Origin of the sequence: Enterobacter sp. CPE_E890 (assembly GCF_046521475.1) — a bacterium.
Taxonomy (GTDB): domain Bacteria; phylum Pseudomonadota; class Gammaproteobacteria; order Enterobacterales; family Enterobacteriaceae; genus Enterobacter; species Enterobacter adelaidei.
Genome location: NZ_JBKFZW010000002.1, coordinates 93,771 through 106,838 on the forward strand (window position 1 = coordinate 93,771; position 13,068 = coordinate 106,838).

Genomic DNA, 13,068 nt, shown 5'->3' on the forward strand with positions numbered 1-13,068 from the left:
AATTAACCTATATCTTTATCAATGGAGTGGTAGACGTTAACCGTCTTTTTGGCGATTTCATGCCAATTGTAGTTTTGCAAATATACACCATAGTCCACGCTATTTGCTGTTGCCCCTTGGCCTAATTTTTCAGCCAGACCGGTTACATCTCCCACCTTAAAATAGTCCTCGGCGGGCAGTTGAACTTCAAGGTTAGCCGGAATATCACTGACGACGGCCGGAAGAGAAAATGACATTGCCTCCAGCAGCGCAATAGGCAATCCTTCATGGTATGAGGGCATCACAAACAATTTAGCCTGCGAAAACACCGCCTGAAGTTCGTCACCACGTAAAAAACCAGTCATCACAACGCCTGGCGTGTCGGCGGCAAGCTTTTTGAGGCGCACGCTGTATTCGGTCGGATGATCCGCATCGCCAATTAACACTAACGGCATGGTCAAACCACTGTGTTGATAAGCGGCGATGGCATCATGCATCCCTTTTTCTTCCACAAACCGCCCAACCACCACGAGGTAGTTTTTCGGCTGCAGCCCAAAGCGGGAGAGCGTATTGTCGATGGTAAGCTGTGATAATAACCTCGGCTCGTTCACGCCATTGTGAATTAAATGCGCATCATAGCGACCGTGTTTTTTCTGGATCAGTTGATTAATAACGTCAGAAATCACAATCACCTCGTTGGCATATCTCACCGCCCAACGCTCACCCAGCAACAATATTTTTTTGGCTACAAACCCCCATTTCTGGCGATCGTAATCGGGCCCGTGGTGGGTAAAAACCACCTTTTTACCCATCACGCGTAAGAGTGGGATCACAAGGCCGGGGCCGATAGCATGGACATGCACAATATCTGAATGGTCGATACGTGTCCTAAACGCCGCTAAAACGGAATGGACAATCGCTTCCAGCGAGCGCTTTTTGGGCGCCCACAGCGCGTAGGTTTCGACTTTCTTATATACCGATCGTTTGTAATTTACATATGGCGAGCGAGCAATCACGCAAATATCCACGTCGAACTGCTGTTTAATGGCAGGATAAAGATTCTGACAGTGTGTCTCCACACCGCCCAATACATCGGGAATACCACGCGTTCCAAAAACCGTTATTTTTTTACTCATACTATGGCCTGCTCAGCAGTTCTTTATACAGCGCCTGGAGGGTATCCATATGTTTATTCAGCGCATATTTTTCACTCAACCGCGCACGACCATGTAAACCCATATTCCTCGCCTTCTCAGGCGAGTCGGCCAGAGCGTCCATCGCATTGGCTAACTCCTGCACATTGCCCGGTTCGAATAAAATCCCTTCGACACCGTCACGAATTTGTTCCGGTATACCGCCGATGCGCGACCCGATAACCGGTTTGCCTAAGGACATCGCCTCTAATATCGCCATAGAACAGTTTTCATAGCATTCTGAAGGCAGGATCACCGCTCGCGCATGCTTAATAAGGTTGTCGAGGGCTTCCCCTTGTTGCACATAACCTAAAAACTCAACATCCGGATATTTGGCGGCTAATTCATCATGCAACGGACCGTGCCCCACAACTTTCAGCGGCGCGCTGTTCTGCATTTTTTTATGCGCTGCCAACAACGTTGCCACGCCCTTTTCACGGCTCAGACGGCCGAAGTACAGCATATAGCCTTCATCGCTTACTTCGGCCAGGGGACGGCTGTCATCAACGCCATTGACGATGACATCAATGCGCGAATTTGGCAGCGTGCGCAGCAAAACACCGCGTAAAAAAACGCTTGGTGAAACAATCACATCCAGTGCCTGATAGTTTTGTGCAATGTACTGCCAGGTTGCCTCCAGGGAGAGCAGTAAACTTTTTGAGGCTGAACCTTCCTGACAACGATACCTGAAGGCATTGAAAACCGTTCCGGTAATACAGGAATCACACACCTTGCCGTCGCGCAGCATAGAATACGCGGGGCACACAATCTTATAGTCATGCGCAGTCAGCACCGTTTTGCAGCCAAAATTGCGCGCAACTTTAATCAACGCCGGTGTTAACTGATGGTAGATGTTGTGAAAGTGGACAATATCCGGGCGCTCTTTTTCTAATAACGCCAGCATTTTTTTGCAGGCCTGCGAATTATGAATAAAGTTAACCGCCGTTTTGATACCACCCAGCAGATTGCTCGCTTTGTGGTAGTCCACATTACTTACGAAATAATCCGTATAGTCCGAGGGGAAATTATTCTCATGAAGCATAGAGAAATCAATAACCTGCACTCCGGCCTGTTTCAGCATATCGCGCTCTTGAAAATAAACCGTTTCCGCGCCGCCTTTGATGAAAAAAAACTTGTTAACCAATAATACTTTCATGGCGCCTGCCCCGGTTATTCATGAATGATTTTACTGTTAGGCGGAGTCAGCGGATCGCGTACCGGATAAAAAATACCTTTGATCAGCCCCGCTGAGCGTACGATTAAATTAATAACGCTTTGCAGCCCATCTGTTAACGAGCGGTTTTGCACAATCTTCAACAAAGCAAACGCCAGTAATGGTAGAAGCGCAACGGCAAACACATTGATATTTAAACTGAGCAGCGTCACAAATAAGAGAATAAGGTAGAGCGCAAATACCGCCTCATTCTTCACGATGTTGAATGACTGGGAAAACCAGGGTTTCCCCCAACTACAACGCAAAAGCTCACCTGGCGCCTGGTAATAACCACTGGTCCAGCGCCGCGCCAGCATCTTAAACGTCGGCAGCGTATGTGACGTATGGCTGAAGTAAGGAATATCCAGACGCCGCAGTTTATAGCCTGCTTCGATTAAACGCAGGCCCAGTTCAGCCTCTTCATACGCGTGCAAATTACGGTTAGTCAGATAACCAATTTTTTCAATTGCCGACCGACGATACAGCCCACCGCCACCCAGATGATCGCTATCCCCGAGTGGATAGATTTTATTAATGCGTTGCTTACGCGATTTAAATTCATAGTTTACGGCATCGTCCATTTCAACGGTTCCCGCAACGCCTGCATATTCTGGTTCGGCCTGCAAAAACGCGACGGCCTGATCCACAAAGTCCTCCTCCAGCTCCATGTCGCCGTCCATCAGCAGCAGATATTCCCCTTCACTATACAGATAACCTAACTGGTGCCCGACGCCACAGCAGCGATCGCCAGGGTCAGTTAAGGACACTACGGTCACCCCTTTATCGATCGCAAGCTGTTGGGTGTTATCCGTTGACAGACTATCTGCCACAATAATTTTGTGTGGATAATCAATAAGCTGCTTACGGATACTGTCAATCGTCTTCTCAATACATTTAGATTCATTGAGTGTTTTAATACTCACTGAAATAAACGGTTTTTGGTCCATACAATTACCCTACGCAGCGAAGGACGGTTCGACGAATCACTAAACTTGATCCTAGTGATAAATAGAACAGGAATTGTAACATCGGTGTAATCATCAGTATCTGGCTGTAAGGTAAGCTAATTAAGCAACTGATAGCAAAAGCGTTAAACGCCGGTGCAAAGCTCAATAACTGGAGATCCTGCTGGTCCAGTTGTTCAAGCGTCAGTAATGGCTTTGGCTGACAAACTTTCAGGATATAAATGAATAAGCTAATAAAGAGCAACGTGCCGATCACCCCAACTTCCCACAGCAGCATACTCAGGGAAGTCGAGTCGAGAATTAAGTTGTAGATAATATTCAAAAAGCCCGGCGACACCGTACTACCACTGTTAGTGGCATTGAGTCCGTAGCCAAATAACGTTCCTGAAAGCCCCCACAGATCGTTATTTTTCAACCAGAACAGGAACGTCGTAAAGCGCCCTAATTCACCGGTAGACATAATGTAGTTCGGATCAAAGATATAGCTTAAGGAGTCGATAAAAATACTTAACGAGCTTTTCGATGGATCGCCACCGAACGCTGTAGAATAATAGTACGCGAGGATCACAATCGACAGGCTAATAAGCAACAGCATTCCCGCCACAATAACCAACAACGTCTTCAGATTGACCTTACTAACGTCTTTGACGTAGCTCGGTGAAAGCCACACCCACGCCAGGAATATAGGCGATAGCAGGATGACAAACTTCACTTCACCAATGATGCATAACCCGATACCGAGAACAATATGCAGCGCCATGGATTTGAACGTGGTGAGTCCATGCTTATATTCTGAGACTTTTAACAACATAATTAACAGGCAAAACAGGCCCATTGCGGCAGTATTCCCGCCTCCCATTGGGTCACCGCCAAACGTGCCAACCACGGAGTCCCATTTCTCATCTTCGCCGCGCACCGCAACGCGCTGGGGAACAACCAGTAAAACCTGATAAATCATTACCGGAATCTGCGCGTAAAACACCCAATACAGATAGCGCGTTGCGCGGTAAATCTGTGATTCCCTGCAAAAGCCCAGCAGCAAACAGATCATCACCAGCGACAGCGCAATTTCATTTTTAAATGCCACAATCGCGACGGTGATCCCGCCCTGAATCAGCGTCGATGCTCCAGCCAGCACCAGAAACGAAAAGTACAACGCCAGGACAATCGTCTCCTGGGCATCCAGATGTAAGGAGCCATCACGCGTCTGCATCACCAATAATCCCACCATCAACAGGGTCAGGAAAAAAGGTATCCACAGCACTGACTGCATGCCGGTAAAGTATTGCACCAGGCCACACAGGATCAGCGTGACAAAGGTATAAACCTGTAAATAGTATCCGGTATTCAGCGTCATAGTATCACCGGCTTGTCTTTCAGGAGATTGGCTCGCTTATTCATTTTCAGATAAATGAAGGCGTAGCGAATAAATGTCAGTGAAGAAAACAAGATGACCGACGTTGCATAATCTTTATAAAAATAGGGCGTCACAACAAAAGCGAAGAGTACAATCGCCAGCTGTTCCAGTTGGATACGCAGAAAATAGCGATGGGAACCAAAAATAAGCTCTATCACCGTCAGAGGGCTTATCGCCAGCGCCGGGAATAAATAGGGCAACATGTAGCGTGATGTCTCAATGGAGTTTATCCAGTCTTCGCTAAAACCAAGGCGCATCACAATCGGGTAGAAAATAAACACGCCAAGAGTACAGATAACCCCCAGTACCAACAATAGCATACGTACCTTGGTATACTCCTGATAGTTAAAGGTATTATTTCTGAAGTCGATAGACCACTTGGAAAAAATAGTATTACGCACCGCATTCCCGATGATCACCACCGGAGCCAGGCAAAAGCGGCTAACCACGGAAAAATAACCCGCCGTCAGCGCCGAGAACCAAAAGTTAATCAGCATAATAGGCAAATTGCTGCTGGCCATCGCCAACACTTCCGCGCTGCCCACTTTGGTAATGTGATGAATATTCTGTTTGAAAAAATGCCAATTACTGGCGGGTCGCAGATGTCTGGCCGCCACCGAACGAATATCAAACGAATGCAAAATACAGCTTATGGTCAGCACCATCGTCACGCAGGCCCACGACCAATAAAATAGTTGTACATGGTGCGTAAGAAGGACGGAAAGTACAACGACCACAGAAACAGAAATACGCTGGAAGATCAGAAAACGAAAGTTAGCCGTGCGTAGCGACAGGTTTTCCGAGATTAAAACCCACGCCGTTGCCAGCGTCAGTAAATAGAGGAACAGGATGTTCTGGTGAAACAGCCACGCGGTGAGTACGGCGTAAGGTAAGGCAATGATCGTGCTTTGTATTAGGCAAAACACGACATTCTGCACCAGTTCATCATCCTGCTGTTTAGGAATTAACAGCTGTGATGCAAAGGTACACACCTGAGCGCCCACCACGGCGATGCTGTAGTTGAGCGCATAAAGCCCCACTTCAGCCATATCGTACTTGTGTGAAATCAACCAAATAGACAGTGCACCAATCAACTGCGAGATGACTGATGAACCGGCTATCGTGGAAGCGCTCTTCAGTAGACTCATACGCGGCCTGGCGTTGCCATCAGTTGATCGGTACTGAAGTTCAGTGAACGCAGACCCTCTTGCGTCTCAAGATCCTTTTCTTCAACTGCATTGAGCACCGCACCAATCACCACGCCGTTATTTTCCTCGATCTTATCCAGCGCGTTGGCGATTTGTCCCGCCGACCCCGCCCCGGCTTTCACAATGAAAACAACGCCATCGACGGCACGTTTGATCAGTTGAACATCCTGGCTCTGATTCACAGCAGCAACATCAATAATGATGCGCTGATAATGCGATTTCAACTCGCGCATTAAGAGTTCAACATGCTCCGACGACAGCATCAGTAAAGATGAGATGGTGTTCTTGCCGTGTGGAATAAAGTCGAGATTATCACTGAGTTTGATCCTCGCCTGTTCAAGCTCTGTCTCCCCGCGCAGCAGTTCCGCTAAGCCTGCGGATGTAGCTGACGCCAGCTCGGATGTGAGCCCACCACTGTTAAAGAAATCTGCATCAATAAGCAGTGTTTTCTGGTCGAAACTAAAAGAGTTCGCTAACAGATTCGCCAACAAAGAACGCCCATCGCCGTGCTCCGTCGACGCCACGGCGAGCGTCTGTAAAGGTCGACTATCCAGCATAATCCGGGTACGGATACCGTGCACAATATCGGCATTAAGCGGGTTCTTCATGATCATGTCCCGCACCTGTGCGCGCCCTGAGGTTCCGCTAAAACGACGAATTTCACCCAGCGGAACAACATTGAGCCGTTTTTTCATGCGACTGAGGGTACCGATTGAGTTATCCATTGCCGCTTTGACAATGAAATACATGATGCTGAACACCACCACCAGCATGACCACCATCAGCAACAATAAAGATTTATTCGGTTTCGCCGGTTTTAACGCGGGAACCGCAGGGTCGTATAACACCGCATCGGCATTCACGCCGGACAGCGACAGCTCCTGAGTACGTTGATAAAGCGATTTATACAGGTCTTCCATTTTATCTAACGACAGCTTTTGACTGTTCCAGGCATCCCGTTTTGACGCCATTTTCTGGAAGATCTCTTTCTGCTCAATCACTTGCTGTTGATAGTTTTTTTCGTCCGCCAGCGCCGCCAGATATTGCTGACGTAAACCGACTTTCAGCTCGCCCAACACTCGTCCGGTCTGGCTTTGGATCGACTGAACATCGGCCTCGGCTTTTAAAATGGCGGGATTTTTTGGCCCATAGACTTTACGCTGTTCGGACAACGTTCGTTGCGCCTGAATCAACGCAATGCGCAAATCCTGGATCTGAGCGTGGTTAGAGACCGAAGGCAGCGAGATAACGCTCTCAATGGACTTACCTCCCCCGTTCACCTCGTTATAGACGGATTCAGCGGCAACCCGACGCTGGGTCGCATCGGCCAGGCGATTAGTTACGATACTTAACTGCTCGGTTTCAAAACCATCGATACCGCGGAAGGTCAGCAGACCGGCATTTTTCAGATAGCTGTCCATCTCGTCTTTTTGCTTAGCTATCGACTTCTGAATCTCTTCCATTTTTTCAAAATTCAGTTCGCGAGCTTTCTCCACCTTCAGACGTTTCTGCTCCACCGTATAGTTGATGAAAGCCTGCGCGACGCCGTTGGCAATATCAGCCGCAACCTGAGGCGAAGTTGATTCATAGGTAATGGACGCCAGGTTCGTCGTGCGAATACCGATGACATTCAGGTTTTTCGATAACGTTTTCAGCGCTTGCTCCATTCTCAGTTGCCGACTTTCATTGCTATCAGCCCCCTGAGCACCGGCTTTTTCCCCGGTAAACTCCGGGTTTTCATCCAGCTTCATATCACGTACGGCTTGCTCCAGCACAATACGTGAATGCATCAACGCATATTGTGTTTCGTAGTAACCACTGCGTGTTGAATCGAAACCATCAACCTGTGGAAACGGAGAAACGTTATCAGCCTGCGCCTTAATCAGCACCGTCGCCGTTGAAACATACTTTGAGGACATCATGCTGATTAACGGATACGCGACGACCCCGGCAACGATACCGGCCAGCGCGATTTTCCAGGCGTTCTTTTTCAGCTCTTTGGCAAAGCGGGAGAATTCGACACTGCTTTCTCGTTTTTTGCCGTTTTCCACTATTGATAGTTTCATCGTCAGAAGAACCCCATGCCAATAATCACGACATCCCCAGGATGAACAGAGTGCGTTAAATCGACATTCTCAAGCAGCTGATTGCTCCCTGACAGGCGAATGTTGATATCTTTTCGGTCAGCACGATCTGTAAATCCACCCGCCTGCGCAATAGATTTCTCGACGGTAAGCCCTGGCTCATAGGCGAAGCCATTTGGACTTTTTACCTCACCTGAAACATAGTATTTGCGGAACTCGGCAATACTCACCGTCACCATTGGAGATGTAAAATAATCTCCGGTCAGGCGTTGAGTTAATTCTTTAGTCACTTGATCAACTGTTTTATCTTGTAATTTAAGAGCACCAACAAACGGGAAATTAATTTCCCCGCTCTTATCCAAAATAAACCGCATCGTCATATCGGGTTGACCATGAACAGCGATATTGACCGTATCCCCCGCCCCAAGCCGGTAATCCTGCTGAACAGTAGCAGGATCGTCCATTAATCGCGGGCTGGACGCTGTGCATCCGACCAACAGGATACTGAATAGCAAAACCGCGCACAGTTCTATTATTTTCATTTTAGATCTGAACCTTAGCTTTAAGCATAATCATAGAATTATCATAACCCAACGTTCTAATGACTTCCTGATTGTCGTTGGGACCGATATAAAACGAGTCAGTATCCTTATTCGAATTTAATGTATCTATCTGATATTTAATCTCAAAATTAACCGACGGCGTGTAGTCATAGCTCATGGTGACACTAAACACGCCATCTTTATCATGTCGATCCTTGTTCTGTTTTTTATAGTCTTCCGAAGTGAATGAGTAGTCCAATAAAGTAGAAAAACGAGTGCCTAACCAGAAATGCTGGTAAGAAAGGCCATACTGGGTCACTAAAATATATCCCCCAACTTCCGATGGGTCTTTAATGCTTTGCGCAGAGTGGGCCGTGAAAACAGACTGCTGTAACGGCTTCCACTCCGCTTTTATGTCCCAGTTTAGACCATTAAAATCATGCGAGTTTGCGTTGTTTTCAAATGTTTTATACAGCCATGAAATATTCATGTCGACATTGGTTTTCCCCGTCAACTGCGACTTCAGGCCATACAGTAAATAATACTCATTAGTGTCTTTATCTGAGTTGTTATCATAGCGACGCTGGTTAGTAATAAAGCTATAGCGAAAGCGCGTTCTGGATGAGTATTGGTCAAAAACTTCCGCTATCAGGCTATTTTCATGCCATTCCTGTTCCTGAATATAATTGTAGAAGTCCTCACTGCTGTCCCGAACATCAGAGGTGTTACCGAAAGTCAGTTTTTTGTATAACAACGCCAGTTCCGCTTTGCCGCGACCATCAGGCGCACCGTAGCTGTAGCGCAATTCGCTATTGATAAAATTCGTCGTCAGCGGAGATTTAATCCCATACTGCTCAAACTGACTCGGTAGAAACCCCTCGGTGATGTCACGACCGCGGGATTCATGCCCAAGCGAATCCTCCAGATTGAGGGTTAAGCCATGCTTGAGTCCATAACGCCAGGCACCGTTAAAACGGAAAAAATGATCGTTGTAGTTATCAGCAGAATCGCTTGAGTAATTACGATAATCCCCAGAGTACATCAGCAAATACTTATCCTGACCACGCTCTCCAATCATGCTCAGAACGGGCGCCGCACTCTGAAACGATGAACCGATAGCATCGCTGCTATGTGGCTGATAAGACACGTTATCATTATAACCATAGTCCACAGCGACCTTGCCCTGGAAGTCTATCCCCGCAAAGCCAATGTGTGATTTCGGTGTTAAATCAGCCCATGCGGACTGCGATATCACGATTCCGGTAATAACGAGTAATTTAGTATGCATTCTTACCGACAAATCCTTTGAAAATAGTTTTAATAATAATTTTTATATCCAGCCATAACGACCAGTTTTGAATGTACTCAATATCGTACTGAACCCTTTTTTCCATCTTATAAAGCGCATCGATCTCCCCGCGGAACCCGTTGATCTGCGCAAGCCCAGTGATCCCTGGCTTAACTTTATGGCGAATCATGTAATTTTCGACCTGTTTTCGGTACTGCTCATTATGCGTAACCGCATGAGGTCTGGGACCGACAATCGACATACTTCCCTGCAAAACGTTAATAAATTGCGGAAGTTCATCCAGCGAAGTGCGGCGCAAAAAGCTCCCGAATTTGGTTACCCGCGGATCGTTTTTAGTGGCCTGAATAACCGTATCGGAATTCTCCATGACGCGCATAGAACGAAACTTCCAGACCTTAATTTTTTGCCCACTCAAGCCATAGCGGTCCTGTTTGAAAAAAACCTGCCCACGGGACGTGAGTTTGATACCAATGGCAATCGCCAGCATCAGGGAGGAAATCATCACCATAATGATGCTGCCAAGAACCAAATCTTCCGCCCGCTTAATAAACGAGCCCGCCCCCTCAAAAGGTGAACTAAAGATACCGATAGTTTGCAGATTGTGGATGGAGCGTAACTTGGACATGTTGTTACTGTAGGTATAAAAGTCAGGGACAATATAGGTATCTACGGTGGTGTCTGACATCATGGCCAAAAAGTGACGAATACGATGTAAAGCAACCATCGGTAAAGCAATATAGATTTCGTCTATGTTTCCCTTCTTGGCTTCCTCGACCAGATTGATCACCGGACCACGAAAGGGGCTTTTAACCTTATCAACGACATCGCCACAGCGAGATAAGGCGCGCTCATCATAAAAGGCCAGATCTAATGTGATATTGGCGTATTCATTCATTAGCGCGGTTTCTGCGGCCAGACCATTGTCGGTCAGACCAATAATCGCCACACGGATACTCTTTTTCGTTGAATACTTAAAAATAAAAAAACGAATGTAGTAAAGAAAAGGTAATGGAATGAAGTACCAGTAAATAATGGCTGAATAAAAAGGGGAAGGCAGTCTGTCTAAGTAGCCCAGTGACTCAGGTTCAGCCACCGTCATACTGACCAGTTCGTTAAAAAAAATCGCCAGCAGCGTACAAAAAACCAAGCGCTTTTGATTACGTAAACCGATCGTCTTAATCTTTTGCTGGTACATTTTAATGTATTCAGCAAACAGCAAGAAAAAGATTGAGAAGAGAAGACTCAAAATGGCAATGGTGTTAAAGGGCACCAAACCCAGCAGATGGGCACTAAAAATTAACGTCACATTGATAACAATGAAATCGACCAGTTTTAAAAAGACTGGATATCCTTGGCTGCTAATCTTTAGCGATTTTTTAAGCATATCTCAGCCCATTATTTATTGATCTTTAATTGTTTTTTTCTCATTTCATGTTGCTAATTATATCACAAGTCTAAAAAACGCAATGGTACATTGTCAGTAAATGTAAAAAATAATACTCATTACTGTGACAACACTCCCCAGTGAAATCGTATCTATATGATTTTAATGCAGATGACATCAATAGAAGTTTTATCTACCTCAGCAAAAAATATAACCTTTAACAACATTTTCGCTATTGACAGATAACATCCCATGGTCTATGAAAAAGTGTTTTATGTATGATAAATTGCACAAAAGTATTGTTTCAGTGACGTTGAATCAACTTAGGAAGGTGCGAACAAGTTCCTGATATGAGATCATCATATTCATCCGGAGCGCATCCCAGAGGGACATCATGAGCCATCAACTCACCTTCGCCGATAGTGAATTCAGCACTAAGCGCCGTCAGACCCGAAAAGAGATTTTCCTCTCCCGCATGGAGCAGATTCTGCCATGGCAGAATATGACCGCTGTCATCGAGCCGTTTTATCCCAAGGCGGGCAATGGCCGACGGCCCTATCCGCTGGAGACCATGCTGCGTATTCACTGCATGCAGCATTGGTACAACCTGAGCGACGGTGCCATGGAAGATGCCCTGTACGAAATCGCCTCCATGCGCCTGTTTGCCCGATTATCCCTGGATAGCGCCCTGCCGGATCGCACCACCATCATGAATTTCCGCCACCTGCTCGAGCAGCATCAACTGGCCCGTCAATTGTTCAAGACCATCAATCGCTGGCTGGCCGAAGCAGGCGTCATGATGACCCAAGGCACTTTGGTGGATGCCACCATCATTGAGGCACCCAACTCTACCAAGAACAAAGAGCAGCAACGCGATCCGGAGATGCATCAGACCAAGAAAGGCAATCAGTGGCACTTTGGCATGAAGGCCCACATTGGTGTCGATGCCAAGAGTGGCCTGACCCACAGCCTGGTCACCACCGCGGCCAACGAGCATGACCTCAATCAGCTGGGTAATCTGCTTCATGGAGAGGAGCAATTTGTCTCAGCCGATGCCGGCTACCAGGGAGCGCCACAGCGCGAGGAGCTGGCCGAGGTGGATGTGGACTGGCTGATCGCCGAGCGTCCCGGCAAGGTAAAAACCTTGAAGCAGCATCCGCGCAAGAACAAAACGGCCATCAACATCGAATACATGAAAGCCAGCATCCGTGCCAGGGTGGAGCACCCGTTTCGCATCATCAAGCGGCAGTTCGGCTTCGTGAAAGCCAGATACAAGGGGCTGCTGAAAAACGATAACCAACTGGCGATGTTATTCACCCTGGCCAACCTGTTTCGGGTGGACCAAATGATACGTCAGTGGGAGAGATCTCAGTAAAAACCGGAAATAACGCCAGAAATGGTGGAAAAAATAGCCTAAATAGGCTGATTCGATGTGTTTGCGGGAAAAAAATCGGCCCAGATCCGCGAAATTTTAATCAGCGAGTCAGCTTGGGAAGAAATGACCTGCTTATTCGCACCTTCCTTAATGCTGGATGATGTAACTAAACATTTGAGTTGCTGCCAGTAACATCGCGGCAGGATCTCAATACAGCCCCCGGGCACCGGCTTTGCCGGCTCCACGGCTCCGGAAATCACGCCCTGTACGTCGCAAGCGCCGTACAGCCCGCTCACCGGAGTTAAAAGGGCTTAATGAAACGACATCATAGCTATAAGCGGGTCATGGCTTAGCAGGGCGAAGGGATGGATTGGTGGAACCTATCATCAACGTTACCGG

At 47.1% G+C, this 13,068-nt stretch carries 11 protein-coding genes; 2 read left to right on the forward strand and 9 right to left on the reverse strand.

The window, feature by feature from the left end; all coding sequences use genetic code 11:
• Nucleotides 1-2 precede the first annotated feature (2 nt).
• The 9 genes from ACLHV9_RS25030 to ACLHV9_RS25070 are packed head-to-tail and all read right to left on the reverse strand — an operon-like array spanning nucleotide 3 to nucleotide 11,294.
• Complete coding sequence (locus tag ACLHV9_RS25030; protein ID WP_045899693.1) at nucleotides 3-1,115, reverse strand: glycosyltransferase family 4 protein; 1,113 nt, start codon at nucleotides 1,113-1,115, stop codon at nucleotides 3-5.
• Between the two features lies 1 nt (nucleotide 1,116).
• Entirely contained in the window at nucleotides 1,117-2,328 is a 1,212-nt protein-coding gene (locus ACLHV9_RS25035) for a glycosyltransferase family 4 protein (protein ID WP_045899694.1), read from the reverse strand.
• A gap of 14 nt (nucleotides 2,329-2,342) precedes the next feature.
• Entirely contained in the window at nucleotides 2,343-3,332 is a 990-nt protein-coding gene (locus tag ACLHV9_RS25040; RefSeq protein WP_045899695.1) for a glycosyltransferase, read from the reverse strand.
• 4 nt (nucleotides 3,333-3,336) lie between these two features.
• The gene (locus ACLHV9_RS25045) at nucleotides 3,337-4,707 is read right to left on the reverse strand and encodes a hypothetical protein (protein ID WP_008785587.1); all 1,371 of its coding nucleotides are present in this window, start codon (nucleotides 4,705-4,707) and stop codon (nucleotides 3,337-3,339) included.
• Nucleotides 4,704-5,915: a lipopolysaccharide biosynthesis protein gene (locus ACLHV9_RS25050; RefSeq protein ID WP_045899697.1), complete on the reverse strand. Its 1,212-nt coding sequence runs from the start codon at nucleotides 5,913-5,915 to the stop codon at nucleotides 4,704-4,706. Before ACLHV9_RS25050 ends, ACLHV9_RS25045 begins: the two co-directional genes overlap by 4 nt.
• Nucleotides 5,912-8,041 (reverse strand): GumC family protein, encoded by a 2,130-nt coding sequence (locus tag ACLHV9_RS25055; protein ID WP_045899698.1) that lies wholly within the window; start codon nucleotides 8,039-8,041, stop codon nucleotides 5,912-5,914. The genes ACLHV9_RS25050 and ACLHV9_RS25055 overlap by 4 nt, the downstream gene beginning before the upstream one ends.
• A gap of 2 nt (nucleotides 8,042-8,043) precedes the next feature.
• Nucleotides 8,044-8,601: a polysaccharide biosynthesis/export family protein gene (locus tag ACLHV9_RS25060; RefSeq protein WP_003826038.1), complete on the reverse strand. Its 558-nt coding sequence runs from the start codon at nucleotides 8,599-8,601 to the stop codon at nucleotides 8,044-8,046.
• A 1-nt stretch (nucleotide 8,602) separates the two neighbouring features.
• A complete protein-coding gene (locus tag ACLHV9_RS25065) occupies nucleotides 8,603-9,889 on the reverse strand; it encodes an outer membrane beta-barrel protein (RefSeq protein ID WP_045899700.1) in 1,287 nt (428 codons plus the stop codon).
• Nucleotides 9,879-11,294 (reverse strand): undecaprenyl-phosphate glucose phosphotransferase, encoded by a 1,416-nt coding sequence (locus ACLHV9_RS25070; protein WP_045899701.1) that lies wholly within the window; start codon nucleotides 11,292-11,294, stop codon nucleotides 9,879-9,881. The genes ACLHV9_RS25065 and ACLHV9_RS25070 overlap by 11 nt, the downstream gene beginning before the upstream one ends.
• Before the next feature lie 394 nt (nucleotides 11,295-11,688).
• Here ACLHV9_RS25070 and ACLHV9_RS25075 point away from each other — a divergent pair, with 394 nt between their 5' ends.
• Entirely contained in the window at nucleotides 11,689-12,669 is a 981-nt protein-coding gene (locus ACLHV9_RS25075; RefSeq protein ID WP_407220155.1) for an IS5-like element ISKpn26 family transposase, read from the forward strand.
• Complete coding sequence (locus ACLHV9_RS25080) at nucleotides 12,651-12,830, forward strand: hypothetical protein (RefSeq protein ID WP_311764709.1); 180 nt, start codon at nucleotides 12,651-12,653, stop codon at nucleotides 12,828-12,830. Before ACLHV9_RS25075 ends, ACLHV9_RS25080 begins: the two co-directional genes overlap by 19 nt.
• Nucleotides 12,831-13,068 lie beyond the last annotated feature (238 nt).